Here is a 26,332-nt window from a genome sequence, read left to right on the forward strand (position 1 = left end):
ACGGGATCCCCGAGGCAGCCGTGCCCGGTTCGGACGCCTGACGACAGGGCGGGCGCCCTTGGGAAGCGGAGTCGCTTCCCGAACGGCGGGAGGCTCAGAACGCGGAGGGTGCGACCCCGGTGAGCCGTTCGGAGACCTGCCAGACCCGAGCGGCCTCCTCCGGGCTTTTCAGCCGACTGTAGAGCCTCTGCTCCGCGGGCGGTCCGCCCAGGTGGCCGGGGCCGGCGGGGCCGTAGAACCCACCGCCCACGGCCTCGGGCGAGGTCGCCGCGTACAGGGCCGGGAGCGGAGCGCTCTCCACCGTTCCGACGAGGATGCCCCGTGCGGACATCGCCCGGATGACGCGCACGCCCAGGGTGTCCCGGTCACGACCGATCTCGGGACGGGCGCTCAGGAGGCTCGTCGGAGCGACCCCCGGATGCGAGATGTTGCTCGTGATGCCCCACCCCTGGTCCCTGCTGCGCCGGTCCAGTTCGAGGGCGAAGAGACCGAGCGCGATCTTCGACTGGCTGTAGGCGTGCCCTCCGTTGTAGGAACGCTCCCAGTTCAGGTCGTCCCAGTTGATCGAGTTCCGATCAGCCGAGACGCTGAGCTGGGAGGTCACACGTGCCCCGCCCGCCCGGAGCAGTGGCATCAGGCGGGCCACCAGAGCGAAGTGTCCGAGGTGGTTCGTGCCGAACTGGAGCTCGAAGCGGTCCTCCGTGCTCTGTCGTTCCGGAGGCGTCATCACCCCCGCGTTGTTCACGAGCAGGTGGATCGGCCGGTTCTCGTGGCAGAGCCGCTCGGCGAGGGCCTCGACCGAGTTGAGGGAGGACAGATCCAGGGAGGCGAGCTCCACCTTCGCGTGGGGCACCCGCTCGCCGATCCACGCGAGAGCGGCCTCGCCCTTGCCCTGGTTCCGCACAGGAAGAACCAGCTCCGCTCCGGCCTCGGCCAGGCGCAGGGCCAGGTGCAGCCCCATTCCGTCACTCGCGCCGGTGACCAACGCACGTCGGCCGGACTGATCGGGAACGGTGAACTCGGGTCGTTGGCGGGGCATGGGTCGTCTCCAGGGCCGATGTGATGGGTTCCGATCCCCAGGTTCGTCTCTCAGCGGAGGCGGGACAAGGACTCGCCGAACCACGGCTCGCCGAGCCCCCCTTCGGGGCGCAGAGGTGGATCGACGGGCCGTGGTTCACCGAGCGCCGAGACGGTAGACACGAGGAAGGACACCGAAAGAAGGACAGTCGTGATCGATCGCACCGGGCTGGCCGGGTTCCTCCGCCGCCGCCGAGAGTCCCTGCAGCCGGAGGACGTGGGACTCCCCCGCGGACAACGCAGGAGGGCCAAGGGGTTGCGGAGAGAGGAGATCGCCTTCCTCTGCGCCATGTCGACCGACTACTACGCGCGGCTCGAACGCGCGCGCGGGCCGCATCCCTCAGAGCAGATGCTCGCCTCGATCGCCCAGGGGCTGCACCTGTCGCTCGACGAACGGGATCACCTGTTCCGCCTGGCCGGGCACAACCCGCCCGTTCGGGGCGCGGACACCGAGCACATCAGCCCGGGGCTGCTGCGCGTGTTCGACCGCCTCGGGGACACACCGGCGGAGATCGTCACCGAACTCGGGGAGACGTTGCGGCAGACCCCGATGGGGGTCGCGCTCACCGGCGCCACGACCCGATACGAGGGGCCCGCCCGCAGTTCGGGGTACCGGTGGTTCACCGACCCGGCCGCACGGTCGCTCCACGCTCCCGAGGAGCACCGGTTCCTCACCCGCATGTACGTCGCGGGCCTGCGCGAGATCGCCACTCTGCGCGGTCCCGGCTCACGCGCCGCACACTTCGCCGACCTGCTTCTGGAGCAGAGCGAGGAGTTCCGCCGGGTCTGGGAGGACCACGAGGTCGGCATCCGCCCGCATGGGATCAAACGTTTCGTGCACCCGGAGGTCGGCCCGCTCGAACTGAACTGCCAGAGGCTCCTCGACCCGGACCAGGCCCACTCGCTGCTCGTCTACACCGCCGTCCCCGGCAGCGAGAGCCACGAGAAGCTGCGCCTGCTGTCCGTGATCGGCCCTGGAACGCTCCGCTGACCCTGGCTGGACGGCGGCCCCGGCGTCGCCCCGCGTCCGCCGGGGCCGCCGGGGCCGGGGCCACGACGCCAGGAGACCGCGGCAGGGCGACGGCGCAGGCCCTCTCAGCCGTTGAGTGCGGTGCCGGAGTACGTGATGCCGAGTCGTTCGGCCAGTTCGTGGGCGCCGACACCGTACGTCTCCCGGATCCGTACGCCCTCGGCACCGACCTCGAAGACGCCGTGGTCCGTGTAGACACGACTGACACACCCCACCCCGGTGAGCGGATACGTGCAGTGCGGTACGAGTTTCGGTTGAGCCGAGCGGGTGAACAGGGGCATCATCACGTGGACGTCCTTGGCACCGATGGCGAGGTCCATGGCACCGCCGACAGCGGGAATGGCGTCGGGTTCACCCGTGTGCCAGTTGGCGAGGTCGCCCTGGAACCCCACCTGGTAGGCGCCGAGGACACAGACGTCCAGGTGCCCGCCGCGCATCATGGCGAAGGAGTCGGCCTGGTGGAAGTACGCCGATCCGGGAAGCTCGGTCACCGGGACCTTGCCCGCGTTGGTCAGGTCCGGGTCGACGGCCTCGCCCTCGGCCCTCGGCCCCATGTTGAGCATGCCGTTCTCGGTGTGGAGCACCACCCCTGAGCTGGCTGGCAGGTGGTCGGCGATCCTGGTGGGCTGCCCGATCCCGAGGTTGACGAAGGCTCCGGCCGGGATGTCGGCGGCGAGGACGGCGGCCAGCTCGTCCATCGACAAGGGATGGTCGGCCCTCATCGGCGCTCCGGTGTGCGGGTTGCTGGAGTGGGTCATCGTGCCCCCTGGACGGTGTAGCGACGGGACTCCACCTGGACGATCCGGTCGACGTAGATGGACGGGGTCACGACGGCCTCGGGGACGAGTTCCCCGGGCTCGACGATCTGATCGACCTGAACGACGGTCGTCGTCGCCGCCGTGGCCATGACCGGCCCGAAGTTCCGTGCGGTCTTGCGGTAGGTGAGGTTGCCCAACGTGTCCGCTTTGTGCGCGCCGATCAGGGCGTAGTCGCCCTTGATCGGGTACTCCAACAGGTACCTGCGACCGTCGATCTCACGTTCCTCCCTGCCCTCGGCCAGAGGTGTACCGATCGCCGTCGGGCAGTAGAAGGCACCGATGCCGGCACCGGCCGCGCGCATCCGCTCGGCGAGGTTGCCCTGCGGCACCACTTCGAGTTCGATCCCTCCCGAACGGTAGAGACGGTCGAAGACCCAGGAGTCGGCCTGCCGGGGAAAGGAGCAGACCACCTTGCGCACCCGGCCGGCCGCGAGCAGCGCGGCGAGCCCGACCTCGCCGTTGCCCGCGTTGTTGGACACGATCGTGAGGTCCTTGGCTCCCTGGCGGATGAGCGCCTCGATCAGATCGAACGGCATACCCGCCAGACCGAAGCCGCCGACGAGGACGGTGGCCCCGTCCTCGACCCCGGCCACGGCGGCGTCGGCGCTCTCAGCGACTTCCGCGCGGCTCATCGGACCCGCTCCGTGGCATCGCAGTTCTCCAGTACGACGGCCAGCCCCTGGCCGACCCCGACGCACAACGCGGCGACTCCGTAGCGCTGCCCCGACTCCTGCAGGACCTTGGCCAGGGTGGCGAGGATACGACCGCCGGAAGCGCCCAGCGGGTGTCCGATCGCGATGGCCCCGCCCTTCTGGTTGACGATGGCGGGATCGATCCCCCAGGCGTCGAGGCAGGCCAGCGCCTGCACGGCGAAGGCTTCGTTGAGTTCGACCGCGCCCACCTGGTCCCAGCCGATCCCGGCTCGGGCCAGGGCGCGGTTGGCAGCCTCGACCGGGGCGTAGCCGAAGTTCTGCGGCTCCAGCGCCATGACGCCCCGGCCCGCGATGCGGGCGATCGGGTCGGCCCCGATCGCGTCCGCGGCCCTCTCACTGCCCAACAGCACCGCGGACGCGCCGTCGTTGAGGGGACTGGCGTTCCCCGCGGTGATGGTGCCGCCCTGCTCCGGTGAACGGAACACCGGCTTGAGTGTGGCCAGTACTTCCGGTGTGGATTCGGCTCGGACGCCTTCGTCGCGAACCAGGTCGGCCCCTCCCACCGGTGCCACCAGGTCGTCGTAGAAGCCCGATTCCCAGGCCTGATGGGCGAGTCCGTGAGAGCGTGCGGCGAACCGGTCCTGACGCTCGCGGGAGATCCCGAAGCGCTCCTGGAGTAGTTCGTTGGCCTCACCGAGGCCGACCGTCCACTCCTTCGGCATGCGCGGGTTGACCAGACGCCAACCGAGCGTGGTCGACACCGCGGTGACGTCGCCGACCGGGAACGGCCTCGCCGATTTGGGCAGCACCCACGGCGCCCGCGTCATCGACTCCACACCACCGGTCAGCACGACCTCGGCGTCGCCGGACTCGATCGTCCGGCTGGCCGTCATCGCCGCGTCGAGGCCGGAACCGCACAGTCTGTTGACCGTGGTGCCCGGGACACTGACCGGCAGTCCGGCGAGCAGCGCCGCCATGCGGCCGACGTTGCGGTTCTCCTCTCCGGCTCCGTTGGCGTTGCCCCACACCACATCGTCGATCGCGGCCCGGTCGAACCCGGGCACCTTGGCGAGCGTCGAGGTGATCGCGGCCGCGGCCAGGTCGTCAGGGCGGACGCCGGCCAGCGCGCCGTTGAAGCGACCGAACGGTGTCCGTGTCGCGGCGTACAGGAATGAACTCATGCCAACGACGCTAATCCCTGAGCGCGATATCCTGAAGTACTCATATCCAAGGCTATTGATATGGACCAGATATGGATCTGCGTCATCTCAGGTACTTCGTGGCGGTGGCGGAGGAACGCCACTTCGGTCGGGCCGCCGAGCGGCTTCACATGGCCCAACCGCCGCTCTCCCAGCAGATCCGCCAACTCGAGGCGGAACTCGGTGTCGAACTGCTGTACCGCACGACACGTCGCGTCGACCTCACGGAGGCCGGTCGGGTCTACCTGGATCTGGCGCGCGGGATTCTCGCCGACGTCGACAAGGCGGCCCACCACGCCCGCCTCATCGCCTCCGGCTCCGTGGGCCACCTCGCGCTCGGATGTGTGGGATCGGCGACGTACAGCCTCCTGCCGACGCTCTCCCGTCGGCTTTCGGTCGAACTCCCGGGGGTCGACTTCTCCTTCCGGGGCGACATGCTGGGCCCCGACCAGGTCGAGGCACTGCGCAAGGGAACGATCGACGTCGCGTTGCTGCGTCCCCCGGTGGCCGATCGCTCCATCATCGTGCACACACTGCGTCGGGACCGGCTGGTCGTCGCCCTGCCGGTGAACCACCGCCTGGCCCAGCGCAGACGTCTGCGTGCCGAGGACCTCGCCAGCGAGGATCTGATCGTGCACTCCGCCGACCGCCGGTCGGTGATGTACGACATCGTCCTGGGCCTGCTACGCGACGCGGGCGTCGAGCCACGCATCCGCCACGAGGTCGGCGAGACCTCGACTCTGGTCACTCTGGTGGCCGGGGGCCTCGGTGTGGCGGTCGTGCCCGAACCCGTCACGGCGCTGGAACTCCATGGCGTCGCCTACCGGCCGCTCACCGGGGCCGACGCGCACGTGCAACTCGCCGTCGCCCACCGCGCCGACCGTTCCGAGCCCCACCTGGCCCGTACCGTGGAGATCATCCGGGCGACGGTCTGAGGAATCCGCGGACCACCCCCACCGGAGGGACGCAGCCCACGCGGGCACGGAAGGGTCCGGCCGGTCAGTGCGTGAGCCACACCGGACACCGCGGCTTCGATCGCACCGCGGCCACTGGCGTCGTTCTCCGCCAATGTCGCCGGGACGTCCGGCGGCGAGTGCCCGTGCCGCGGCCCCAAGGCTCTCCTGGTCAGGACCGCCTCCGTCTCGGATCGTCGGCTCCCTGCCGACTCCGCTGGGTTCCCAGGCCCGATTCCGAGGGGCTGGGCGTCGCCGGCGATTCCTTGGGGTGCCCGCAAGCGAGGTACGATGTGGTCGCCATGTGAACAACTGGAACACATCACGTCAAGGGGCGCCGGAGTGGACATCCAAGCTGTAGACCGCGTGGGAATGATCCTCGCACTGTTCGGTCCGCATCGTGAGTCGGTGACGTCGACCGAAGCCGCCGACCTCATCGGACTCAATCGCACGACGACCTACCGCTATCTGACGTCCCTGGTCAACGCGAACGTGCTCGACCTCCGCGATGACCGCACGTATGTTCCGGGACCGGCGCTCGTGCAACTCGGCGCCTTCGCTCTCGGCCGACGCGACATCCTGCGCCTCGCCGTGGACCCCATGCAGACCCTGGCTCGCGACACCGAGATCACGGCGGTCCTGTCGCTCTGGGGCTCTTCGTCACCGGTCGTGGCCCACGTCGAGGAACCTCCGCGCCGCGAGATCGTCGTCTCCGTGCGGGTGGGCATGCAGTTGTCGACCGCCGCCGCGCAGACCGGCATCTTCCACACCTTCATGGCCGACGCCCCCAGCGTGGCGCGGGCCTCGCGGCAGCTCCCGTCCGGGGAGCGTGAACGGATCGAGCGCCTGGTGCGCGAGACGTCCGAGCGCGGTTACGCCGCGCAGGTCAGCACCCGGGGCATTGCCGTGCTCGCCACTCCCGTGTGGGACGAGCACGGCCTCGCGGCATCCCTCGCGCTCCTGAGCACCCGCGACGTGCTCGACGTCCACGCCGAGAGCGTCGAACTCGCGGCGCTCCGGAACGCCGCGACCACGATCTCCCAGTCGCTCGGCGCCGAGGACTGACCCGGTCAGGTACGTTCCGCCAACGACTCCCCCTGACCCGGGCCCCTCGACGCCCGACCGATTCGTTCGACGTTCCCGAGCCGTCCGTAGGTCGGGCCAGCCAGGCGCGACGCCGGGTCGATCATCGCGGTGTCGATCTTGAGGCCGTCCAACGCCGACGAGAGCACATGGAACCGCACGACCTCACCCACTGTGAACTGCGCGCCGGCCCGACCGAACTCCACCACGCGCGCGAGCCGGCACTCCAGACTCACCCGAGCCGCGGCCAGCCGGGGCACGCTCACCACGTCGCTCGGCTCGGTCCCGAGTCCGAGGATCTCGGCTTCGTCGACGCCGGGCGGATGGACCTCCCCCGACTCGTGGACGTCCTTCCAGTGCTCCCAACCAGGGATGTTCACGACGTACTCGCCCCGCTCGGCGATGTTGCGGGCCGTGTCCTTGAACCCGCCCTCACGGCGACCGATGTTGATTCCGACCATGGGCGGATCGTTGGACACCATCGTGAAGGCGCTGAACGGCGCCAGGTTCGCCGCACCGTCACGACTCACGGAGGTCACCCACGCGATGGGGCGGGGAACGACGCAGCCCGTGAGCAGCCGGTAGTTTTCCTGCGCGCTCAACCCCGAGGGGTCGATCACGGTCATGTCATCAGGCATGGTCGGCGGCTTCCTGACGGACGGCGGCACGGTCGAAGTCGTTGATGTCCTGGATCAACGAGTCGTCGTACAGGTCGGCGGGGTCCACCGGCTCGGTGAGCTCGCCCGCGTCGAGCAGGAAGTCCACGTTGGCCTGGAGCGCCCGCTGATCGATCGCGCCGTACGGATCGTCCTCGGCACCGAGGTTGGCCAGTCGCGCTTCGAGGACGGAGACCGACGACGCGACGGCGACGTCGTCCTCGAGGCCCGATGGGCGCGCCTCGGGGTGGGCGTCGAAGAGCAGCTCGATGGCGGCTTCGGGGTTCGCCTCGCTGAAGACCACGCCCTTGGCGATCGCGCGTCCGAGCTTGACGTAGAGCTCGCGGTCCTCCTCCAGGTCACTGGTCCGGGCCGCGAGTCCGCCGCTCGTGAGCTCGTCGGTACCCGGGACCTCGATCTCGCGCAGCTCGATCCCCTGGTTCTCGAGGACCTGGAACGACGTGTCCAGCAAGGCGAGCGCGTCGACCTGGCCGTTCTCCACGGCGGTGGCCTGCTGGCCTCCCGTCCCGATCGCGACGAAGGTCACCGAGTCCTCCGGTACCCCCGCCTCACGCAGACCGACCTGGGCCTGTGTGACCGAGGCGCTCGCGAGGCTGATCGCGCCCACCGTCTTGCCCTCGAGGTCCTCGATCGACGTGATGTCGCTGTCCGCGGGGACTCTCAGACCATAGATGTTGTCCTTGTAGTAGGACATGAAGTAGGTCAGATCGAGGTTCTTGCCGGGCTCACGGCCCAGGATCACCGGTTCGGGGCTGACGGCCCCAGTCGCCACCTGCCCGGTCGCGATCTGCTGCACCTGGGTCGTCGCGGAGTCGGCCAGGATGATCTCGACGTCCAGGCCCTCGTCCTCGAAGTAGCCCATCTCCTGGGACACCGCGATCGAGGCGATTCCCGCGTTCCAGGTCGGGGTCGCGAGCGTCATGGAGACCTGCTGGTCGCCACCGTCGCCGCTCGACCCGCCACAGGCCGCCAGCAGGGAGGTGAACATCAGTACGGCGCCGCCCTGCAGCACCTTGCGAGACACACGTGTCATAGCCATGAGTTGTCCTTCGGTTTGAGGGGAGTCAGTTGGCAACGGAGCGGGCGCGGTTCTCTTCGGACCAGAAGGCGAGTCGCCGCCCTCCGAGGACGACCGCGTAGTGCAGCACGAGACCGATGGTCGAAAGCACGACGAGCGCCGCGAACATGGTGGCCACGTCCAGCGAGGTGTTGCTGGCGATGATCAGGTAGCCGAGCCCGGCCTGCGAACCCACGAACTCCGCGACGATGGCACCGATGACCGAGAGCACGACCGCCACGTCGAGGCCGGCGATGATGCTGGGGATGGCCGTCGGCAGGCGCAACCGCGTGAGAACCTGCAGACGCGTCGCTCCGAAGGAACGCATCATGTTCACCTGGTCGCTGCTGGTGGAGTTGAAGCCGAGCGTGGCGTTGACGAGGATCGGGAAGAACGCGATCAGCGCCGTCGTGAGGATCTTCGACTCCATACCGAAGCCGAACCAGACGAGGAACAACGGCGCGAGGGCCACCTTCGGCACGGTTTGCAGCACGACGACGATCGGCAGAACGATCTTCTCGGCCAGACGCGAGGAGCTCACCCACACCGCGACGAGCAGTCCGGAGACGACGGCGATACCGAAGCCGTAGATGATCTCCTGCAGCGTGACCCAGGTGTGGCGCAGGAACGGCCCGTCGGTGAAGCCCTCGACGAGCGCCTGGACGATCCGGGTGGGCGCGGGGAAGAGGATCACCGAGATGTCGAAGGTGCGGACCACCACTTCCCAGACGGTCAGCAGGATGAGCACCGTGGTGCTCGACAGCAACCAGCCTGGAAGGTCGGAGAGCCTGCGCCGTGTCTCGGTGTTCCCGGCCTCGCGTTCCACTGTCAGGGTCTGCCTGGACGAGGAGGAGTTGGATGCGGTCATGGGGTGGTCACCACTTCGGCTCTGTCAAGAACGGTTCTGATGCGACGCGTGTAGTCGCCGAACCCGGCAGTGCTCACGACGTCGAGGGTGCGCGGGCGCGGTAGGTCGATGTCGATGACCGCGCCGACACGTCCCGGACGCGGGGTCATCACGACGACGCGATCGGAGAGGAGCACTGCCTCGGAGATGCTGTGGGTGATGAAGACGACCGTCTTGCGGTCCCTCTCCCAGATCTCCAGCAGGTCCATCGTCAGCTGGTCGCGAGTCATCGCGTCCAGTGCGCCGAACGGTTCGTCCATGAGCAGGATCCTCGGGTCGTGCAGGAGGGCCCTGGCGATCCCGACGCGCTGTTGCATCCCACCGGACAACTGGTAGGGGTGACTGGTGGCGAAGTCCGACAGTCCGAGCATCTCCAGGAGCTCGTGCGCCCGGCCTTCGTCGCGCCTGCGCTGAGAGCGCCCCTGAAGGATCGAGGGGACGAGCACGTTGTCCAGGACCGTGTTCCAGGGCAGCAGGAGCGGCTGTTGGAACACCATGCCGGTCATCGCCGACTCGTTGCGCGCTTCGGCGCGGTACCTGATGCTGCCCTCGGTCAGCGGTTCCAGACCCATGATGAGCTTGAGCAGTGTGCTCTTGCCGCATCCGCTCGGTCCGACGATGGAGACGAACTCACCGTCGGCGACGTCGAGATGGAAGTCGTCGACCGCGACTGTTCCTCCGCGATAGTGCTTGCTGACATGGACGAAGTTCATGACTGGCTCACGCATGGAGCGGCGCCTTTCCCGTGTGGTCCTCGTTGGCCCGCATGCGCCTGACGGCACTCACGGCGGCCTCGGCGAGCAGTGTCGTGTCGGCGGCGCCGACGAAGAAGTCCAACGCCAGTTCGCGGGCGCGGGCTGCGCCATCGGGGCCTCCCGCCGCCCCGGCGGCGATCCCGTGCCTGCGAGCGGCGGTGACGATGGTGAGATCGGCGTCGCTGACGGCACGGCCGGCGTCGAGCCCGAGGTCCGCGGCCCCGAGGAGGAGTCCGGTGATCCCGTCGACCGCGGCGATGTCCTCGACGGACTCCAGCGCGGCGAGTGACTCGATCTGCGCGATGACCTCGACCGGCCGGGACAGGTAGTCGGCTCGCGGGCCCTGCCCCCACGCTCCGGCACGCGACGTCGCGCCGGAGCCGCGCCGCCCCTCAGGAGCGAATCGCGTCGCTGACACGACCTCGGCGGCGGCCTCGGGACCGTCGACGTGGGGAACGACGATCCCGTCGGCCCCGGCGTCGAGCACCCGTTGGACGAAGGACGGCCCCTGGTCGGGAACCCGCACGAGCGCCCGCATGCCGTGCGCCTGTCCGACGGCGATGTGCCGGGCGATCGCCGACATGTCCAGCATCGTGTGTTCGGCGTCGACGACGATCACTTCGACACCGGCGTGGGCGAGGATGGCTGTGGACTCCCAGGTGTCGAGTTTGACCCAGGCGGCCCACCGCGTGCCCTCGGATCCGTTCACGCGGCTCATCGGAGTGCCTCCGGCACCGGGTAGTCCGCGGCGTTGAGCACCCAGCCCGGACGTCGCGAGAAGTCCTCGCGCGGCCCGGCGAAGATGTCGACCATGCGGTTCTCTTCGGCTCCGACCGCCTCGCTCGTGTGCACCAGCGGCGGCGGGATGATGGTCAACGACGGCCCACCGATCTCACGGTGCTGGTCCGAGCGCCATGCGGTGCGGTCGTTTCCCCACGCACGCCGGATGTGGTGGACGTACTCGCCCGCGTCGACGAAGCTCAACTGCTCGAAGTCGTCGTGGGTGTGGGGGGACAGAGTGCGTGGATCCCGAGGACCGACGCGTGGGTACAGCAGGTTCACCATGGCGTGACGGCTGCGGAGGATGCGCCCCAGGCGTCCTTCCTGCGGGGCGATGTCCTCGATGGCGTCGTAGACGCGGATCGCGGCGTCGCCCGAGGGTGCGGGCCAGGGCTCGGCACGGACGCTGAGTCCGAGGCCGTCGGCATAGGCTTCGCCGTTGAGCGCCTGATCCAGCACGTCCGATGTGGCCACCGTGTGCAGACGCAGCAGCCGCAGCGCCCCCTCGGCCTCGTACCGCCAGGGGCCCGGCTGGACCGTGATGACGCTCGTCGGTTCGACAGTGACCACCTCCCCCGCCGTGCGCACCGTGAGGCGGCCCGTGGATGGCAGGACCACCAGCATCGTCTCGTCGACGTCCTCGCGGTCGAAGGTGTCTCCGTCGGCGTGTTCGGCGTAGACGACGACGGCGTTGGCGGCTCGTACCGTCCACAGGCGCCCGCCCCGTCCCGTGGTTCCGGTGGGGTCGAGCTCACTGAAGTCGAAGTACTGCGGTTCGTGCGCGGCGTCGGTGTCGAGTCCGCTCGAAGCGGCCAGTTGGCTGCGTGGGTCACTCGCGAGGTAGGCCATCCTTCAGCGCCCCTCGACCGAAGCGGGCCGTTCGTCATCCAGACCGAGCAGGAAGGCGGCGTTGTGCGAGGTGACCTGGCGGAGCTCCTCGACCGACAGGCCTTGATCGAGCAGGGCCTCACCGACGCGCATGAAGGCGTCGACGGGCATGGGGCGCCCTCGTTGTCCGAGGTCCGAGGAAAGCACCGTGTGGTCGGGGCCGATGGCGCGGATCCACTTGACCAACAGTGCCGGGTCCCACTTGCGAAAGCCCTGGGGGTCGTACATGCCGACCTCGTGCTCGATGTAGCCGCCGAGGGCGGCCAGCTGGCGGCAACGCTCGACATCGGCGTCGACGATGAAGTTCGGGTGGCTGAGGATCATGCGTCGCACTCCGCGCTCGGCGGCGGCGGCGAAGAGCTGGGCCGACTGGGCCGGTTCCAGATGGCCCGCCGAGAGGAGCACGTCCGCCTCCGCCACCAGGTCGACGACCTCGTGGGCCGCGTCGACGAGACGGCCTTCGGCGTCGACCACGTCGACGATGCGGTTGGGGATGTCGTAGTCGGACTCGGGGAAGCCGTGGTGCTCGTTCTCGCAGTGGCAGCGGCTGGAGAAGGTGGGGAACCACACCGCGCGCCCGCCCATCTGTAGCGACATCGCGACCGCGTACGGGTTGAGTCCACCCACCTGGGCGTTGAGAGCGATCCCCCCGAAGATCGGCGTCGCGACGTCGTCCAGTTCGCGGTGCATCGCGAGCAGGTCCATGACGGTGTTGTGGTGGTGCGACTTCACCAGGATTCCCCGCATGTTCAGGCGCTCTCCATCACGGGCCGCCTCCACGTGATCGAACTCCCGCGAGAAGGGATTCGGTCCCGAGTGGCAATGCAGATCGACGGCTCCGTCGAGTGCCTCCGCGATGGGCGGGAGGGACGTGAGAGTCATAGAGCACACCTCTGAGATCAGGGTCACATGTTCGTATTGAATCATCTATGTTCGGATTGCGACTGTCAAGTGCGGGTGTGGGTTCGCCCCGGCACGGCTCTCGCAGAGCGCTCCTTCGCGGGGCGCGGCCGCGTTCTCGCAGCGTGCGGTACCTGCCTCGGCCGGGAGGGCGCCTCGCGTCGCGATGTCGACGCCCCGCAGCCGAACTCCCCTGCTGCCACCACACTTTGCGGATGCGAGTGCTGATTCGGCCCGCGCCCGCCCTGCGGCACTTCGGGATCGCGGAGCGTCGGGGCCGCGGGGCGCGGGCGCCCGCTTCGCGGCCTTCGCCGCCGAGACGTCCCGCGGACGGAGGCCGAGCCCTGTACCCCCCGGGGGCGCCCAGACCAAGGCCCGGGCCCCTGGCGGGTTCGGCGCTCTCCCCACCCCGGGTGGGCCCTGGCGGAGCGGGCCGGTCCGAGGGGCGACCCGCACCGCCTGGTGGCGCGGGGCGCCACACCGTCCGAGCTACCTCGACGCGGCGCGGGTCACGGGTTCGAGTCCTGTGTCGCCCGCACGGTGTGACCAGCGAAGGGCTTGTTCCGGAGAGATCCGGAACAAGCCCTTCGCAGCGTCCGACCGGGCGGGTTCACCACCGCGGGCGTTCGGACGCACGGGGGTCGTGATCGCGTGCGGACGTCATGGCCGGTCCCGGTGCAGCTGGGCGGTGACGACGAGCCAGCGGGTCACGGTCGTCTGGTCGGGGCTGGTCCGGGCGTAGGCCGCCTCCAGCATCCGCATCCTCTGTTCGTGGGTGAAGGCACCGGCGGGGCGGGCGAACACCGGGATGGACAACCAGGCCCTGCGCTCCGCCATGGTGGTGTGCTGCTCCTTGACCTCCGCACCCACCAGTGCGAGCCCCGCGTCGCTCAGGTGGCGGGTGACGGTGGCCAGGGGCAGCTTCGGACCGCTGGTGGTCGCCGGTGGCGGGCTGTGTCCGTGGTCGCGGGCCGCGATCAGGTGGATCAAGGAGTCCAGCGACGGTGTGGCGCGGTCGTTCGGGTCGGTCAGGCCCGCGAAGCCTCCACCGATGTTGAACACGAACCGGCCGCCGGGGCGAAGGACGCGGCGGACCGCCGCGGTCACGGCCGGGACGTCCGTCTTCCAGATGCCCGAGTTGCACACCACGGCGTCGACCCGGTGCGCGGGGACGTGCTGGGTGAGGGTCTCGGCTGGTGCGGTGACCCAGGTCAGGCGTGCGTCGTCCAGGGTGCGTCGGCCGATGCGCTGCATGGCGGCGGCGTTGTCCAGGGAGATCACCCTGGCGTCGGCGGGGACGAGATCGAGGATCGCCCGGGCGGTCACGCCGGTGCCCCCGCACAGGTCCACGACCAGGCGACTGTCGGTGAGGCGGGCGCGTCGGGCGAGGTCGTGGCTGGTGTCGCTGTACATGGGCCAGTCCCGCGCGAACGCGGCGTAGGCCTCGGCGGTGGCCTCCTCGTCCCAGCCGGTGAGGGCGTCCGTGGTCATCGCGGGCGCCCCGTTCCGCGGTCGGGCAGGTCCAGGTCGTGCGTGGGAGGCGCCCCTCGGTGGCGGTGAAGTGGCGCGTTGGCCCTCCACGGGCCGGGTCCCGCCAGTAGGCTACGGACCTCTTCGCCACCGTGTGTTCTGGAGCTGATCGTGTCGCTGTTCATCGGTACCCACCTGTCATCGGGGCACGGGGAGCCCGGCTCCCCGGTTGGTACGGGGGTGTGCCGTGGCGGTCGGTGACTCCCAGATCAGGGCCGTGGTGGCCGACTACCTCAATCGTCATCCGCAGGAGGCGGAGCCGCTGGCCGACCCGGTACGGCAGCTGGCCGAGGGGGCTGACTTCGCTTCGCGGCACACCTATCCGATGCACGTCACCGTCGGTGCGCTGCTGGTGCGCGGTGAGGAGGTCCTGCTGGTCGACCACCTCGCGTACGGGATCCTGTTGCAGCCGGGCGGGCACCTGGAGCCGACCGACCTCACGCTGATCGACGCGGCGCTGCGCGAACTGGTCGAGGAGGCCGACGTCGATCCCGGTCAGATCGTCCCGGCCTCCCCCTCCCCCGTCTACGTCGAGTACGGACCGGTTCCGGCCCGCCCGGCGAAGGGCGAGCCGGCGCACTTCCACCTGGACATCGGGTACTCCTTCAGCGCGCCGGCGCACGTGGACGTGGGCCGTGTCCAGGGCTCGGAGGTCAGGGGCGCCGCCTGGTATCCGCTCACGACGGCGGAGCGACTGGTGGGGCAACGCGTCTCCCAAGCGATCCGGGGGCCGGCCGACGTCGGCTGACCGGGCCGTCAGAGGTCGAACAGGTGTTCCTGGGTGGGCAGGTTGGCTTTGGCCGTGCGTCCGGCGACCTTCACCAGCGCCGCGAGGTCATGGGGGTCGCCCGCGCGGTCGGCGGCGTCGATGAGCCGTACGAACACCTGCGCGGTGACGTCGACATCGGCGTAGGCCCGGTGTCGGTCCGCCGGGTGCGGGATCGAGAAGTGAGCCAGCAGGGTGTCGAGCTTGTAGTTCTCCAGGCCCGGGACGAGGCGCTTGGCGAGCGGAATGGTGTCCAGGTAGTCGATGCGCGCCAGCCTCGGACAGTGTGCGCGCTGGTGGTGGATGATGTTGGCCTCGGTGGCCGCGTGCTGCGCCACCAGCAGGTACCGGGTGTCCGCGGCGAACCGCCGGTCCAACGCCCCCAGCGCCTCGGAGGGGGCGGGGGCCGTCGTGAACTGTTCGGGGCTCAGCCCGCTCTGGGCGGTGTCGGCGGGCGTCACCGGCGCGAACCCGGGTGGCCGGATCAGGGACGTGGTCCGGCCCGCCTCGACCCACCCGCCCTCCTGCTCGTAACGCAGCGCGAGAACGGCGACCTCGATGGGCTGGGCCGGATGCCCGGCGGGGGTCGTCGTCTCGAAGTCGATGACCCCGAAGGTCGTCGCCAGAAAGGCGGGGTCGCTTGTCAGGGAGCCCATGCGGTTCACCGTCCCGTCGCAGGTGTTCGGGTTCCGTGGCCTTGCCGGTCGGGGTGTGATCATGAGGCGGTATCAGCCGATCGTCTCGCCTCCGCCCCGGCGGTGTCCCCGACCACGGCGTCCGTGCCCTGGGCGCCGGTGGGGGCGAGGTGGCCGTCCACGACGGTGAGCACCCGCATACCTGCGGCGCGAGCGGAGGCGACGCCCTCGGGAGCGTCGTCGACGGCCAGGCAGGCGCCCCGGGGGACGCCGAGTCGGTGGGCGGCGGCCAGGTACAGGTCAGGGGCCGGTTTGCCGTGCGGAGCGTCCTCGCGGGTGACGACGGTGGCGAACTCCCGTTCCAGGCCCAGGGCCCTGAGACCGGGCCCCACCAGGAGGCGGCTGGCCCCGGAGGCCACGGCGCAGGGCAGGCGGGCGCGGCGCGCGGCGCGCAGCAGGCCCAGGACACAGCCGAACGGGGTGATGGTGTGCACGTGGGACAGCAGGTGGGCGCGGCTGCGCTGGATGATCTCCTCGTGGGGCAGACGCTCCCCGCCCGGGAGTGCGGCCACCAGGTCGTGGATGGACAGGCCCACGTGGCGGCGGTACCAGTGCGGGTCCAGGTCCACACCGTGCGGGCGCAGGGCCGCCCGCAGTGCCCGCTCGTGTCCGGGCGTGGTGTCGGCGACGGTGCCGTCGAAGTCCAGGATCAGCGCTTCGACGCCCTCGGGGATTCCGGAGGCGCAGCCCGGCGAGGCGGGTCCGGGACAGGTCCACGCGTGCGGCGCCGCGTTCACGCCGGCACCGGTTCCACGCCCTGCCCGCAGCACAGGCACGGGGTCTGTGGGTCCTGCCACGGCTCCCGCACACATCCGAGGTCGGCCCCGGCGTCGAGGATCCACGACCGGATCAGTTCGGCCGCCTCGAACTCGTCGACCCGGCGCCGGTCCACGACCCGGTAGCGTGCCGGGTCGGTGGCGGCGAGCCGCTCGTAGAGCTCGCACGCGGCCACCAGGAACCCGGACTGCTCAGGGGTGAGGATGCGCCGGTCGCGCCGTTGGGCTCGCTCGACGGCCTGTGCGGCGTCATCGGTGACCAGGACGGTCAGATCCGGCAGGCAACGGTAGGAGGCCGCCAGGTCGAGCAGGGCCCTGGCCGTGTCCAGGGCACCCTCCGGGTCGTCGGGACACAGCAGCAGGGCCTGGTACACGGCCGTGGTGTCGACGCTGCGGCCCTCGACGACGGACCGCCCCGCGGCCAGGTCGGGCAGGACGGTGTCCAGGTCATGGCGTTTCATGGCCATCAGGAGCAGGGCCTCGGCCATCGGGGTGCCCCCGCGCAGGAACGGGTCCCTGCCGCTGGCCTCGCGCAGCGCGTCCAGCAGGTCCTCGCCCAGTCCGTGGCGGCCGTGTACGCGTTCGGAGAACTCGTCGAGCATCAACGGCGGTTCACGGAGGGCCTCGACGGCGCGGTTGGTGAGGTAGGTCTTGCCGACCCCGTTGACGCCCTCGGCGGAGATCAGCGGACCGCGGGTACAGGCGGGGTGAACTGCTGTGTTTCGCATACGGCTGGGTTCCGTTCCAGAGGTGGCCGGCGGGGACGGGTCGTGCCTCACCCGGTCCACGCGGCGGCCTCGCGGGCGATGACGTCGGCGTGGTGGTCCAGCACCGGTTCGGTGTCGGACTCGGTCACGATCACGGCGAGCGTGTGGTCGAGGATCTCGGCGGCGCCCCGGCAGGGCGCGCCGGGCTGGTCGGTGAACATGGGTCTGGTGTCGCAGGGCACGAGCCGGAAGCTGCCGGTGGAGTTGGGTACGCCCCGCGCGGCCAGGTGCTCGGCGAAGGCCCGGGGGCGGGGCAGGTCCAGGCGCAGGAGCGGGGCGTAGGCGTTCCACTCCTCGCCCGGCGACGGGACCTGGGGGCGCAGTCCGGGTGTCCCCTCCAGGGCGTGCAGCAGGTGGTGGGTCTGCGCGCGGCGACGCTCCACCAGTGCGTCCAGGAGGTCCAGGTTGGCGCGGGCGATCGCCGCCAGCGGAGCGGCCAGGCGGGTGTTGGTCGCCAGACGGCTCTGCGGCGCCTGGCCCTTCGGGGGCGGCTGCCAGTGGCTGCGCGACGCGCGTGCGTGCTCGGCTATCCCGGGGTCCCGGGTGACCAGGAAGCCGCCCTCCCCGCTCCACACGACCTTGCCGTCCTTCATGCTGAAACAGCCCACCGTGCCGACAGTGCCCGCGCGCCGGTGGTCGCGGACGGTGCCGATGGCCTGGGCTGCGTCCTCGACGACGGCGAGCCCGTGTGCGGAGGCGAACGCGGTCAGGGCCGCCGGGTCACCCATCCGGCCCCACAGGTGCACGGGCAGGACGGCCCGGGTACGCGAGGTGACCTTGCGGGCCGCGTCGTCGTAGTCCAGGTCGAGGTCGGCCGCGTCGCTGTCGACGAACACCGGACGCGCCCCGAGCGCGGCCAGGGGGGCCACGGTCATGACCACGCTCAGCGCGGGCACCAGGACCTCGTCCCCCGGTCCCACGCCGAGGGCCGACAGCGCGGCGTGCAGGGCCGCGGTGCCGGAGGAGACCGCCACCACGTGATCGGCACCGAGGACTGAGGCGAGTTCGCCTTCCAGCTCCGTCACCGCGCGCCCGCCGCTGGGGTCGGGCATCTGTTCCAGGACGGGGCCGAGGTGTGCGGCGATCAGCCGTGCACGGTCGGGCACGGTCGGGAGCCCCGTCATGGCGCCTCCGTGCTCAGTATCCGCGGCATGTCCAGCACCAGGGGCCACATGTTCACGCAGTCCCTGCTGAACAGATCGCAGTCGTTGCACCCGGGCCGTTCGGCGAAGAGGGTGCGTGCGTCGGCGCCGCGGATGGAGCGCCGCCGTTCGGGGGGCGTGGCGGCGATGCGCCGGTCGGAGGGGCAGTCCCACACCGACCCGTCGGGCTGGACGAAGAACAGCCGCGCTCCCCCGAAGCAGCCCGCCACCCGGCCGCTGTCGTGGGTGGAGATCGCCTCCAGGAACCGCCGCGCGTACGAGGGGTCGGGCAGGGTCAGGCCGGACGGGTCGGCGTAGAGGTCATCGAGCTGGCCGGCCACCTCCGCCACGTCCGACGGGCGGTGGGCGTGCTTCTCGAAGAGGGCGTGGTCGGGTGCCAGGGAGATCGGCTGGGGAACGTAGTAGTCCACGCCCAGGTCCGCGGCCAGGCGAGCCACGTCGCCGATCTCCTGGGGGCGGGAGCGCATGACCACGGTGTAGATCCCCACCCGCGGGGCGGCCCGGCCCTCACGTGCCGCCAGCAGGGCCCGGATGCCCTGGAGGACCTGGTCGTAGCCGAACCGGCCCGAGCGTGAGGGCCGCAGCCGGTCGTTGGTCGGGGCGTCGGCGCTGTCGAGGGAGACCGACACGCCGTCGACACCCAGGGCGACGAGGCCCTCGACGATGTGGGGCCGGGTGAGCGGTATCGCGTTGGTCGCGATCACCACCTGGCAGCCCGCCTCCTTGATGAGTCCGATCACCTCCAGGGCGCCGGGCCAGTCCAGCGGCTCGCCCCCGGCGATGACCACCCGTTCGACCGGTGAGTCGGACAGGGTGCGGGCGAAGGCGGTCAGTTCCCGGCCGGACAGGTCGTTGCGCGACAGGTGGGACAGGACTCCGAGCTGGTCCGGTGGCGCGTCCCTGTGCTCCTCGATGGTCCCGAAGTAACAGTGGGGGCAGGCGAAGGCGCACGGGCTGCGCAGGCCCCACAGCAGGGTGACGTCACGCGACATGGGCGACCTCCCGCGTCCGGATCAGGTCCCGCACGCTCTGTTCGACGGCCTCGGCGCTTTCCCTCGGGGACAACCCGGTGGTGTCCACGACGGTGTAGCGGTCGGGCTCCCCTGCCGCCAGCACACGGTAGAGCTCCTCGGCCCGATGGATCACGTCCAGGTCCCGGGGCTCGAGCGTGCGGCCCACGCGCGCGGCGAACCGGTCCGCGCACACCGCCCGGTCGCCGGTGAGCCACACCGTGGCGTCCGGGAGCCGGGACCAGGCGCGCGCCGTGGCCAGCACGTACCAGGCCAACCGGGCGGGGTCCTCCTCGCCGTAGTGGGCGGCCAGGATCGCCGCCTGGTACACCGCGACCGAGTCCGGACCGCGGTCCTCGAGGATCACGTCCACCCCGGGGAGGCGCCGGTCGGCGAGCCGTTCGGTCTCGCGGACCTTGAGGGCGAGCAGGGCGAGGGTCTCGGCGACCGGGTGACCCGTGCGCAGGTACACGTCCCCCTCGGCCGCCAGTGCGGCGGTGACCCGGCCGGGCAGGGTCTCCTCGGACCGGTCGGTGAGTTCGTCGAGCAGTAGGCACCGTTCGCCCAGCGCGGCGGCCAGGGACCGGGCCACGGTGGACTTGCCGACGCCGTTGATGCCCTCGACGCTGACCCACAACGGGCGCGGGAGCGCGGGTTCGGCGCGGATGACAGGAGCGGTCATGGGTTCCTTCGGCGGGTAGGGGGCGGATCGCTCGCCGCCGGGTCCGTGCGGGGGTTCAGCCCTCATTGATGCCGCCCTCCCAGGGAAAGACCACCCACCCGCGGGTGTTCTCCCCGATGTAGGTGATGGTCGCCTCGGCGGGTGCGGTGCCGACCCAGTTGTCGTTGTTGACCGCGCACACCGCCGTGCGCACCCGGGCGGCGCCCGCTTGGGAAACCAGGCGCACCGTCGCCGCCAGGGTGTGACCGGTGCCCGCGACGTCGTCGACAACCAGGACGTCCTGGCCGGTCAGGTCGCCCAGCGAGCCGGGGTTGACCGCCACCGGCTCCGGGGTCTTGGCGGCGTGCCGGCTGTCGTCGGCGGTGTGGGTGACCTCGACCGTGCGCACGTCGCGCAGCCGGAGGCGGTGGGAGAGCCACACCGCGGGGGTGGCGCCGCCGCGCAGTACGGCCACCACGACCCGGGGGGCGCCGTCGTTCCGGACCTGCTCGGCGATGTGGTCGACCATCTCCCCGATCCGGTGCCACGTCAGGTGCACGACCGCCCGGTCCTGGTCGGTACGGGTCGGGGTGCTGTGCTGGCTCATGCGGCTCCCCGGGGGGCGGCGGTCAGGGTGAGGAAGCGCTGCGCCAGCGCCGGATCGCCGTCCAGGCGCCCCCGGTGTTCCAGCGTGGTGGTGCGGGCCGCTTCCATCCGTACGCCCCGCATGCTCATGCACAGGTGGGTGCCGTGCACGGCGACCGCCACGTCCGGGGTTCCCACGGCGGCGGCGACCCTGTCGGCGACCTGGCGGGTGAACCGCTCCTGGACGTGCAGACGCGCCGCGCACTCGCGCGCGATGCGCCCGAACTTGGACAGACCCAGCACCTGGTCTCCGGGCAGGTATCCGGTGGCCACCTCCAGGCGCATCGGGAGCAGGTGGTGTTCGCACAGCGACCACACGCTCATGCCCGAGACCACGACCAGTTGGCCGCTCACCCGGGACTCGGCGAAGCTGGTCTCCATGTTGGCGGCGTCCGGTGAGAGGAAGTCGCGGTACCAGGTCGCGACCCGGCCCGGAGTGTCGGCCAGGCCCTCCCGGCCGGGGTCCTCACCGAGCGCGGACAGGAGCTGGCCGACCAGGTCGGTGACGCGGTCGACGTCGACCGGCGGCATCGTCCGGGGATCGGTTTCGGGCAGCGGGGACGGGCTCTGTTCGGGGGGCGAGCTGAGGGTGTGCGTCACAGGGGCCTCGCTTCCAAGGGGTCCGGGCAGAACGGAGTAGGCGGGGTCAGCGTCCACGGGTCTGGGCGAACGCCATCACGTGCAGACGCTGGGCCAGGTGCCATCGGCGGGCCGCGACGGAGTCGGCGAGAACGCGCGTGGTCGCGATCAGCTCCTCCGGCGTGGCGCCCTCGGGCATCACCCAGATCGGGGCCAGGCCGTACCGTCCGGTGAGGGCGTCGATCTCGTCCAGGTCCGCCTCGGTACGGGCGACGAACTTGAACACCGCCCTGCCGCTGGCCGCGAAGGCCTTCAGGGTCTCGGGGACGAGCCGTCTGTCCTCGGCGACACCGGAGTTGGCGAGCTTGGGGCTGACGTTGAACCGCACGCCCTCGACCAGCAGTTCCGGGGCGGGGGTGATGGTGCCGTTCGTCTCGAACTCCACGCGGTTGCCACGGGCCAACAGGCCCCGCACCAGCGGCACCAGGGACCGCTGTTGGATCAGCGGCTCACCACCGGTGATGACGACCAGTTCCACCCGCGAACCGTGCGCCCACACCAGCAGGTCCTGGACCGTCTGCCGCGACGACTCCGCCCGCAGGTCGAACCGGGAGGTGTCCCAGGTGTAGGGGGTGTCGCACCAGGTGCAGGTGAGGTTGCACCTCGACAGCCGGATGAACAGGGCCGGAACCCCGCTGCTCGGGCCCTCCCCCTGGAAGGTGGGCCGCTCGACCCCGAAGCGCTCGGCGACGAGCAGTCCGGGCCCGTCCACACGTTCGGGGCTCATGGGCGCTCCACGTCGAAGCGCGCCCAGCTGCGCGTGGTCTCCCGGACGCGGACGGCGACCAGGCGGCCGGGCAGCCCCGGTTCGACGTGGTGGATGAACCACCCGGCCAGGTACCCGGCCAGGTTCTCCGAGGTCGGCTCGAAGGGGAGGACGTCGTTCAGGTAGTGGTGGTCGAGCTCGGTGTCCAGATACGCCTTGAACGGCGCGAGGTCACCGAAGTCGGTGACGAACCCGGGCCCGGTCAGGGCCGGGGCGGTGAGGATGACCTCGACCTGGTAACTGTGTCCGTGCTGGCGTGAGCACTTGTGGCCGGGCGGGAGGCCCTCCAGGCGGTGCCCCGCCTCGAACTCGAAGGTCTTGCCGATGGTGTGGGTCCCTGCGGGGGGCGAGACGACGGTCTCGTCGGGCATGGGCGTCCTTGTTCTCTCGTGGGACCACCGCCCCTGGCCGTAGCCGGTCGGGGTCGTGGGCCGCGGGCAAGGTCGTTCGCTGACATCGGGGGCGGAACCGGCGGTGTCCCCCTACGGCCCCGGAGGCGCAGGTCGGAGAGGTGCCCGATTCGTCATTTCGAGTACAACCCCGCGGGCTCGCGAGGACAATGGCGAGAGCCGATCCAGCACCGATTCCACAGCGGAGGCGCCCTGCATGTCCGATCGACTGCGCGAGGAGATGCGACAGGAGCGCCGCGCATCGGGACTGGTCTGGGCTCGGTTCGCACGCGAGGCGGGGTTCAGTGCCACCTATCTGCGCAACATCGAGAACGGCAACAGGGCGTTGACTCCCGAGGTGGCCAGGGCCTACGACGGGGTGCTGAGCACGGGCGGCCGCTTCACCAGGGCCCTGCACGACCCCGTCACCGGCACCTGCGGGCTGGTCTGGGAGCGACCGGAGAGCATGGCGGTGCTCACCGGCCTGTTGAAGGGCGGTCACGCGGACCGGCGCGAGCCCCTCACCGTGGCGGAGGCCCTGTCGGTCTCGGCGAGCAGCTGGGCCAGGGCGCTGGAGGCGGCGCCCCGACAGCCGCTCGACGTCCCCGGCGGCCCGGGCCTCCTGGCACACATCGGAGACCGACTCGACCACCTGCGCCACCTCGACGACAAACTCGGCAGCGGCGACGTCCTGCACCTGGCCCGCGGCGAACTCGCGCTCATCATCAAGCTGATCCGTTCGGGGCGTTACAACGGAGCCACCGTGACCCGCCTGTACGCGATGGCCTCCGAAGCCTCGCGACAGGTGGGATGGGCCGCGTTCGACCAGGGCAAACCGGGGTTGGCGGGCCGGTACTTCGACGGCGCGCTGCGCGCCTCGGCCGAGGCCAACGACCCCGTGGGCGGTGCCTACGCCGCGTCGTTCGCCGCGATCCAGTGCTACTCCACGGGACCGGGCGACCGGGCGGTGAACCTGCTGGAGGTCGCGCACGCGCAGGTGCGGGGGAAGACCACCCCGCGTATGCGGGCCATGCTCGCGGCCCGCACCGCGCGTGCGCTGTCCACGACAGGGGCGAAGCAGGAGTGCGCGCGCCAGCTCCACCTGGCGCGTACGGCGTTGGACCAGGGCCCGTGTGAGGACGATCCCGAGGTCCTGTACTGGGTGGACCACGGCGAGATCGAGATGATCGCGGGGTCGGCCGCCCTGAGTCTGGGCGACCCGTCCGAGGCCCTGCGCCGTTTCGAGGCCGCCAGGGCCGCGGCCTACCCCGGGGACACGGAGTTCCCACGCAGCCACGCGATCTACCTGGTGCGGGCCGCGGAGGCGCATCTGGCCCTGGGGGACCTCGACGCGGCGGTCGCCACCGTACGCCACGCGTCCCGGTGCCTGAGTTCGGTCGACTCGGTTCGATCAGCCTCCGAGCTCGGGGGGCTGCGCGAGAAGCTGCGGGCCCACACCTCGTACACGGCCGTGCGGGAGCTCCTACAGAGCGAATAGCTCCCGTGGCAGCTGTTGGAGCAGGGGCCGGCGCGGTCCCGCTGTTCGGGGCCCAGGGTCCGGGGGACTCGGAACGCTCACGACCTGAACACCTTGTCGACCTTCGTGGACACGCGCCAGAAGGCGATCACGGCGAACACGGAGGAGAAGGCGAGAAGGCAGGCCACCGGCGCCACGACCTGGCGCAGGTCGCCGCCGCCGACGATGACCTCGCGCAACCCCGAGATGGCCCAGTACACGGGGGTGACCGTGGCGAGGGCCCGCACCCAGGAGGGCATGAGGTCGATGGGGACCAGAGCACCCCCGACGACGGTCCACAGGAGAGTGACCACCCGGTCGTAGGCGAACGCCTGGCTGCGGGAGCGTGCGAGTGCGCACAGCGCCAGGGAGAAGGAGACGACGCACGCCGCGACCGCGACGAGGAGCACGACCAGGGCCGCCACACTCCCCCTCACGTTCAGGCCGAGCAGCAGCCACCCCACCAGGAACAGCACCGAGGACTGCATGAGGACCAGCGTTCCCCCCAGAAGCACCTTTCCGCAGAGGAGATCCCTGGCGGAAAGACCGGAGACCCGCACCCGCTTCCAGGTGTGCAGCTCGAACTCACGGAAGATGGACTCCTTGATGACCCCACCCATGAAGAAGGAGAACATCAGAGCCATGCCGGGAACCGACAGATCCGCACCGCTCGCGTCGTCGTAGCCGAACTGGGAGGTGACGACGGCGTACAGCGGTGCCGTGAAGGACATCAGCAGACAGGGTGTCAGGAGCAGGGTCACGAACGGCACCGGGTCCCGGCGCAACCAGATCAGGTCGTGGCGAAGAACGGACAGCGCGTTGGTCACGGACCTGGCTCCGACTTCAGGATGTTGAAGTAGGCGGACTCCAGATTGGCCCTGGAGATGTCCACGGAGCGCAGTCGACCGCGCTCGACGCCCACCAACCCGACGGCCTTCATGATGTCGATGGCGGGATCCGACGTGGGAAGGCGGAGGAGGTCGTCCTCCACCCTCGCCCCGGGCCAACTCATCGTTGGCGGTGATCCGTCGAACTGGAGAACGAGTTCACTTCTGGCGTGCCGAGAGACCAGGTCACCCACGTGACCCTCGTCGAGGAACCTGCCCCCGCAGAGCACGGCGACACGAGCGTCGAGCTCCTCGATCTCTCCGAGGTAGTGGGACGTGTAGATCACGGTGGCCCCGTCCCGGGCGATCGAGGTCACCAGGCGCAGCAGATCGCGTCGGGTTTCGGGGTCGGCTCCGACGGTGGGTTCGTCGAGCAGGACGATCTCCGGCTTGTGCACGAGCGCGCATCCCGCATGCAACCTGCGTCGCTGTCCTCCCGACAGGTTCCGAACCAGGGTGCGACGAAGCCCGGTGAGGCCGAGGGCCTCCATGACGGCTTCGACCGACGCGCGTAACTCACCACGGCGGACCCCACCCAGAGTTCCGAAGTACCGAAGGTTCTCGACGACGGTGTGGGTCGGATAGACGGCCGTGTCCTGGGCCGCCAGGCCGATCCGACCACGCACGGCCTTCGGATGCGCCCCCACGTCGACACCGAGGACGCGTACCCGACCGGCGCCGGGGGAGGTGACTCCGGCGATGACGGAGAGCAGGGTCGTCTTCCCGGCTCCGTTGGCACCCAGTATCGCCAGGATCTCACCGCGCCCGACGGCGAGGTCGACGCCCCTCAACACCTGCCGCTCACCGTAGGACTTGGTGAGTCCCTCCACCCGTAGGCTCAGCGTCATACGCCGACCCGTCGGCCCAGCGAAAGCAGCATGTCCGATGAGTTGCGTTCGATCGCCCGAGCGGCCACGGGCTCCAGCATGGGCTTGAGCATCGCCACGCCGATCTCGAACTCGACCTCGAGCGTGGCCTCGGTCACTTCGTCGTCGACCCGGGCCACCTGCCAGAACCCCTGGAACACCTCCAGGTCACCGGATTGCTGGGTGTAGTCGATGCGCCAGCGCTCCGGGTAGCGGATCTCCCTCTCGACCCACTTGAGTACGGACCCCTTGATCTGCACTTCCCACTCGGTCACGACCTCGACATGGCCGTTCTCCAGTGTGGCCTCGGACAGCACGCTGGTACTGATCACCGATTCCATGAACCTGGGATACGACGCGACGTCACACACCAGGTCCCAGACCTTTTCCGCCGACACCTGCAAACGCTCGGTCACTGTCACAATCGGCATGGATGCTTCCTTTTCGTGGAGATCGGCTCACTTGAGGGGGAACGGGGG

The 26,332-nt window shown here is 70.4% G+C and carries 30 protein-coding genes; 5 read left to right on the forward strand and 25 right to left on the reverse strand.

The features are described from left to right. Nucleotides 1-94: 94 nt before the first annotated feature. Nucleotides 95-1,039 (reverse strand): SDR family oxidoreductase, encoded by a 945-nt coding sequence (locus BDW27_RS03180; protein WP_017545506.1) that lies wholly within the window; start codon nt 1,037-1,039, stop codon nt 95-97. 189 nt (nt 1,040-1,228) lie between these two features. Between BDW27_RS03180 and BDW27_RS03185 the strand changes: the two genes are divergently transcribed. Beyond that, entirely contained in the window at nt 1,229-2,068 is an 840-nt protein-coding gene (locus BDW27_RS03185) for a helix-turn-helix transcriptional regulator (protein ID WP_110048162.1), read from the forward strand. 104 nt (nt 2,069-2,172) lie between these two features. Here the strand turns inward: BDW27_RS03185 and BDW27_RS03190 are convergent, their stop codons facing one another. The 3 genes from BDW27_RS03190 to BDW27_RS03200 are packed head-to-tail and all read right to left on the reverse strand — an operon-like array spanning nt 2,173 to nt 4,759. Next, nucleotides 2,173-2,865, reverse strand: a complete 693-nt coding sequence (locus tag BDW27_RS03190; RefSeq protein WP_110048163.1) for a CoA-transferase — start codon at nt 2,863-2,865, stop codon at nt 2,173-2,175. Next, entirely contained in the window at nt 2,862-3,557 is a 696-nt protein-coding gene (locus BDW27_RS03195; protein ID WP_110048164.1) for a 3-oxoacid CoA-transferase subunit A, read from the reverse strand. The genes BDW27_RS03190 and BDW27_RS03195 overlap by 4 nt, the downstream gene beginning before the upstream one ends. Next, nucleotides 3,554-4,759, reverse strand: a complete 1,206-nt coding sequence (locus BDW27_RS03200; protein ID WP_110048165.1) for a thiolase family protein — start codon at nt 4,757-4,759, stop codon at nt 3,554-3,556. The genes BDW27_RS03195 and BDW27_RS03200 overlap by 4 nt, the downstream gene beginning before the upstream one ends. Before the next feature lie 71 nt (nt 4,760-4,830). Between BDW27_RS03200 and BDW27_RS03205 the strand changes: the two genes are divergently transcribed. After that, on the forward strand, nt 4,831-5,712 hold the full coding sequence (locus tag BDW27_RS03205) for a LysR substrate-binding domain-containing protein (protein WP_017545501.1): 882 nt from the start codon (nt 4,831-4,833) through the stop codon (nt 5,710-5,712). 309 nt (nt 5,713-6,021) lie between these two features. After that, a complete protein-coding gene (locus BDW27_RS03210) occupies nt 6,022-6,795 on the forward strand; it encodes an IclR family transcriptional regulator (RefSeq protein WP_110048166.1) in 774 nt (257 codons plus the stop codon). Nucleotides 6,796-6,800: 5 nt separating this feature from the next. On the opposite strand, the gene BDW27_RS03215 is transcribed toward BDW27_RS03210, so the two are convergent. From BDW27_RS03215 to BDW27_RS03250, 8 genes are all read right to left on the reverse strand, one after another. Next, nucleotides 6,801-7,451, reverse strand: a complete 651-nt coding sequence (locus tag BDW27_RS03215) for a flavin reductase family protein (protein ID WP_233515617.1) — start codon at nt 7,449-7,451, stop codon at nt 6,801-6,803. Continuing rightward, entirely contained in the window at nt 7,444-8,529 is a 1,086-nt protein-coding gene (locus BDW27_RS03220; RefSeq protein WP_110048168.1) for an ABC transporter substrate-binding protein, read from the reverse strand. The genes BDW27_RS03215 and BDW27_RS03220 overlap by 8 nt, the downstream gene beginning before the upstream one ends. Before the next feature lie 25 nt (nt 8,530-8,554). Beyond that, on the reverse strand, nt 8,555-9,415 hold the full coding sequence (locus BDW27_RS03225) for an ABC transporter permease (RefSeq protein ID WP_017545497.1): 861 nt from the start codon (nt 9,413-9,415) through the stop codon (nt 8,555-8,557). Further along, complete coding sequence (locus BDW27_RS03230; protein WP_233515618.1) at nt 9,412-10,182, reverse strand: ABC transporter ATP-binding protein; 771 nt, start codon at nt 10,180-10,182, stop codon at nt 9,412-9,414. The genes BDW27_RS03225 and BDW27_RS03230 overlap by 4 nt, the downstream gene beginning before the upstream one ends. Continuing rightward, entirely contained in the window at nt 10,175-10,927 is a 753-nt protein-coding gene (locus BDW27_RS03235; protein WP_110048170.1) for an HpcH/HpaI aldolase/citrate lyase family protein, read from the reverse strand. The genes BDW27_RS03230 and BDW27_RS03235 overlap by 8 nt, the downstream gene beginning before the upstream one ends. Further along, nucleotides 10,924-11,838, reverse strand: coding sequence for a hypothetical protein (locus BDW27_RS03240; RefSeq protein WP_110048171.1), 915 nt, complete (start codon nt 11,836-11,838; stop codon nt 10,924-10,926). The genes BDW27_RS03235 and BDW27_RS03240 overlap by 4 nt, the downstream gene beginning before the upstream one ends. A gap of 3 nt (nt 11,839-11,841) precedes the next feature. Further along, on the reverse strand, nt 11,842-12,804 hold the full coding sequence (locus tag BDW27_RS03245) for a DUF6282 family protein (RefSeq protein WP_370446413.1): 963 nt from the start codon (nt 12,802-12,804) through the stop codon (nt 11,842-11,844). Nucleotides 12,805-13,437: 633 nt separating this feature from the next. Further along, nucleotides 13,438-14,268, reverse strand: coding sequence for a class I SAM-dependent methyltransferase (locus BDW27_RS03250; protein ID WP_110048173.1), 831 nt, complete (start codon nt 14,266-14,268; stop codon nt 13,438-13,440). Nucleotides 14,269-14,494: 226 nt separating this feature from the next. Between BDW27_RS03250 and BDW27_RS03255 the strand changes: the two genes are divergently transcribed. Beyond that, a complete protein-coding gene (locus BDW27_RS03255; RefSeq protein WP_017545491.1) occupies nt 14,495-15,055 on the forward strand; it encodes an NUDIX hydrolase in 561 nt (186 codons plus the stop codon). A gap of 8 nt (nt 15,056-15,063) precedes the next feature. Here BDW27_RS03255 and BDW27_RS03260 read toward each other — a convergent pair whose 3' ends face one another. From BDW27_RS03260 to BDW27_RS03305, 10 genes are read right to left on the reverse strand one after another with little or no spacing between them, the layout of a single operon-like run. After that, entirely contained in the window at nt 15,064-15,729 is a 666-nt protein-coding gene (locus BDW27_RS03260; RefSeq protein WP_110048174.1) for a PolC-type DNA polymerase III, read from the reverse strand. Nucleotides 15,730-15,788: 59 nt separating this feature from the next. Next, nucleotides 15,789-16,505 carry an HAD family phosphatase gene (locus tag BDW27_RS03265; protein ID WP_110048175.1) on the reverse strand — a complete coding sequence of 239 codons (717 nt, stop codon included), beginning with the start codon at nt 16,503-16,505 and terminating at the stop codon, nt 15,789-15,791. Then, complete coding sequence (locus BDW27_RS03270) at nt 16,502-17,272, reverse strand: hypothetical protein (protein ID WP_017545488.1); 771 nt, start codon at nt 17,270-17,272, stop codon at nt 16,502-16,504. Before BDW27_RS03270 ends, BDW27_RS03265 begins: the two co-directional genes overlap by 4 nt. Before the next feature lie 47 nt (nt 17,273-17,319). After that, the gene (locus BDW27_RS03275; protein WP_110048176.1) at nt 17,320-18,435 is read right to left on the reverse strand and encodes a DegT/DnrJ/EryC1/StrS aminotransferase family protein; all 1,116 of its coding nucleotides are present in this window, start codon (nt 18,433-18,435) and stop codon (nt 17,320-17,322) included. Beyond that, the gene (locus BDW27_RS03280) at nt 18,432-19,466 is read right to left on the reverse strand and encodes a radical SAM protein (RefSeq protein WP_110048177.1); all 1,035 of its coding nucleotides are present in this window, start codon (nt 19,464-19,466) and stop codon (nt 18,432-18,434) included. The genes BDW27_RS03275 and BDW27_RS03280 overlap by 4 nt, the downstream gene beginning before the upstream one ends. Continuing rightward, the gene (locus BDW27_RS03285; protein WP_110048178.1) at nt 19,456-20,166 is read right to left on the reverse strand and encodes a thymidylate kinase; all 711 of its coding nucleotides are present in this window, start codon (nt 20,164-20,166) and stop codon (nt 19,456-19,458) included. Before BDW27_RS03285 ends, BDW27_RS03280 begins: the two co-directional genes overlap by 11 nt. Nucleotides 20,167-20,221: 55 nt before the next feature. Continuing rightward, nucleotides 20,222-20,752: a phosphoribosyltransferase gene (locus BDW27_RS03290; RefSeq protein WP_110048179.1), complete on the reverse strand. Its 531-nt coding sequence runs from the start codon at nt 20,750-20,752 to the stop codon at nt 20,222-20,224. Continuing rightward, nucleotides 20,749-21,390: a GTP cyclohydrolase I gene (gene folE, locus BDW27_RS03295; RefSeq protein WP_017545483.1), complete on the reverse strand. Its 642-nt coding sequence runs from the start codon at nt 21,388-21,390 to the stop codon at nt 20,749-20,751. Before folE ends, BDW27_RS03290 begins: the two co-directional genes overlap by 4 nt. A gap of 46 nt (nt 21,391-21,436) precedes the next feature. Further along, on the reverse strand, nt 21,437-22,156 hold the full coding sequence (locus tag BDW27_RS03300) for a 7-carboxy-7-deazaguanine synthase QueE (RefSeq protein ID WP_110048180.1): 720 nt from the start codon (nt 22,154-22,156) through the stop codon (nt 21,437-21,439). Further along, nucleotides 22,153-22,566 (reverse strand): 6-carboxytetrahydropterin synthase, encoded by a 414-nt coding sequence (locus BDW27_RS03305; protein WP_110048181.1) that lies wholly within the window; start codon nt 22,564-22,566, stop codon nt 22,153-22,155. The genes BDW27_RS03300 and BDW27_RS03305 overlap by 4 nt, the downstream gene beginning before the upstream one ends. Nucleotides 22,567-22,801: 235 nt before the next feature. On the opposite strand from BDW27_RS03305, the gene BDW27_RS03310 reads away from it, so the two are divergent. Further along, the gene (locus BDW27_RS03310; protein WP_110048182.1) at nt 22,802-24,082 is read left to right on the forward strand and encodes a helix-turn-helix transcriptional regulator; all 1,281 of its coding nucleotides are present in this window, start codon (nt 22,802-22,804) and stop codon (nt 24,080-24,082) included. Nucleotides 24,083-24,159: 77 nt separating this feature from the next. Here the strand turns inward: BDW27_RS03310 and BDW27_RS03315 are convergent, their stop codons facing one another. From BDW27_RS03315 to BDW27_RS03325, 3 genes are read right to left on the reverse strand one after another with little or no spacing between them, the layout of a single operon-like run. Further along, nucleotides 24,160-24,927: an ABC transporter permease gene (locus tag BDW27_RS03315; protein ID WP_017545479.1), complete on the reverse strand. Its 768-nt coding sequence runs from the start codon at nt 24,925-24,927 to the stop codon at nt 24,160-24,162. Then, nucleotides 24,924-25,835, reverse strand: a complete 912-nt coding sequence (locus tag BDW27_RS03320; RefSeq protein WP_110048184.1) for an ABC transporter ATP-binding protein — start codon at nt 25,833-25,835, stop codon at nt 24,924-24,926. The genes BDW27_RS03315 and BDW27_RS03320 overlap by 4 nt, the downstream gene beginning before the upstream one ends. After that, the gene (locus tag BDW27_RS03325; RefSeq protein ID WP_026129426.1) at nt 25,832-26,284 is read right to left on the reverse strand and encodes a type II toxin-antitoxin system RatA family toxin; all 453 of its coding nucleotides are present in this window, start codon (nt 26,282-26,284) and stop codon (nt 25,832-25,834) included. The genes BDW27_RS03320 and BDW27_RS03325 overlap by 4 nt, the downstream gene beginning before the upstream one ends. Nucleotides 26,285-26,332 lie beyond the last annotated feature (48 nt).

The organism is Nocardiopsis sp. L17-MgMaSL7, assembly GCF_003182025.1.
In the GTDB taxonomy this organism is placed as follows: Bacteria; Actinomycetota; Actinomycetes; order Streptosporangiales; family Streptosporangiaceae; genus Nocardiopsis; species Nocardiopsis prasina.

Excerpts from the sequence above, each read along its gene's own strand:
- BDW27_RS03180 (WP_017545506.1), bottom strand. The coding sequence starts at position 1,039 with ATGCCCCGCCAACGACCCGAGTTCACCGTTCCCGATCAGTCCGGCCGA.
- BDW27_RS03190 (WP_110048163.1), bottom strand. The coding sequence starts at position 2,865 with ATGACCCACTCCAGCAACCCGCACACCGGAGCGCCGATGAGGGCCGAC.
- BDW27_RS03195 (WP_110048164.1), bottom strand. The coding sequence starts at position 3,557 with ATGAGCCGCGCGGAAGTCGCTGAGAGCGCCGACGCCGCCGTGGCCGGG.
- BDW27_RS03200 (WP_110048165.1), bottom strand. The coding sequence starts at position 4,759 with ATGAGTTCATTCCTGTACGCCGCGACACGGACACCGTTCGGTCGCTTC.
- BDW27_RS03205 (WP_017545501.1), top strand. The coding sequence starts at position 4,831 with ATGGATCTGCGTCATCTCAGGTACTTCGTGGCGGTGGCGGAGGAACGC.
- BDW27_RS03210 (WP_110048166.1), top strand. The coding sequence starts at position 6,022 with ATGTGGTCGCCATGTGAACAACTGGAACACATCACGTCAAGGGGCGCC.
- BDW27_RS03215 (WP_233515617.1), bottom strand. The coding sequence starts at position 7,451 with ATGCCTGATGACATGACCGTGATCGACCCCTCGGGGTTGAGCGCGCAG.
- BDW27_RS03220 (WP_110048168.1), bottom strand. The coding sequence starts at position 8,529 with ATGGCTATGACACGTGTGTCTCGCAAGGTGCTGCAGGGCGGCGCCGTA.
- BDW27_RS03225 (WP_017545497.1), bottom strand. The coding sequence starts at position 9,415 with ATGACCGCATCCAACTCCTCCTCGTCCAGGCAGACCCTGACAGTGGAA.
- BDW27_RS03230 (WP_233515618.1), bottom strand. The coding sequence starts at position 10,182 with ATGCGTGAGCCAGTCATGAACTTCGTCCATGTCAGCAAGCACTATCGC.
- BDW27_RS03235 (WP_110048170.1), bottom strand. The coding sequence starts at position 10,927 with ATGAGCCGCGTGAACGGATCCGAGGGCACGCGGTGGGCCGCCTGGGTC.
- BDW27_RS03240 (WP_110048171.1), bottom strand. The coding sequence starts at position 11,838 with ATGGCCTACCTCGCGAGTGACCCACGCAGCCAACTGGCCGCTTCGAGC.
- BDW27_RS03245 (WP_370446413.1), bottom strand. The coding sequence starts at position 12,804 with ATGATTCAATACGAACATGTGACCCTGATCTCAGAGGTGTGCTCTATG.
- BDW27_RS03250 (WP_110048173.1), bottom strand. The coding sequence starts at position 14,268 with ATGACCACGGACGCCCTCACCGGCTGGGACGAGGAGGCCACCGCCGAG.
- BDW27_RS03260 (WP_110048174.1), bottom strand. The coding sequence starts at position 15,729 with ATGGGCTCCCTGACAAGCGACCCCGCCTTTCTGGCGACGACCTTCGGG.
- BDW27_RS03270 (WP_017545488.1), bottom strand. The coding sequence starts at position 17,272 with ATGCGAAACACAGCAGTTCACCCCGCCTGTACCCGCGGTCCGCTGATC.
- BDW27_RS03275 (WP_110048176.1), bottom strand. The coding sequence starts at position 18,435 with ATGACGGGGCTCCCGACCGTGCCCGACCGTGCACGGCTGATCGCCGCA.
- BDW27_RS03280 (WP_110048177.1), bottom strand. The coding sequence starts at position 19,466 with ATGTCGCGTGACGTCACCCTGCTGTGGGGCCTGCGCAGCCCGTGCGCC.
- BDW27_RS03285 (WP_110048178.1), bottom strand. The coding sequence starts at position 20,166 with ATGACCGCTCCTGTCATCCGCGCCGAACCCGCGCTCCCGCGCCCGTTG.
- BDW27_RS03290 (WP_110048179.1), bottom strand. The coding sequence starts at position 20,752 with ATGAGCCAGCACAGCACCCCGACCCGTACCGACCAGGACCGGGCGGTC.
- BDW27_RS03300 (WP_110048180.1), bottom strand. The coding sequence starts at position 22,156 with ATGAGCCCCGAACGTGTGGACGGGCCCGGACTGCTCGTCGCCGAGCGC.
- BDW27_RS03305 (WP_110048181.1), bottom strand. The coding sequence starts at position 22,566 with ATGCCCGACGAGACCGTCGTCTCGCCCCCCGCAGGGACCCACACCATC.
- BDW27_RS03310 (WP_110048182.1), top strand. The coding sequence starts at position 22,802 with ATGTCCGATCGACTGCGCGAGGAGATGCGACAGGAGCGCCGCGCATCG.
- BDW27_RS03320 (WP_110048184.1), bottom strand. The coding sequence starts at position 25,835 with ATGACGCTGAGCCTACGGGTGGAGGGACTCACCAAGTCCTACGGTGAG.
- BDW27_RS03325 (WP_026129426.1), bottom strand. The coding sequence starts at position 26,284 with ATGCCGATTGTGACAGTGACCGAGCGTTTGCAGGTGTCGGCGGAAAAG.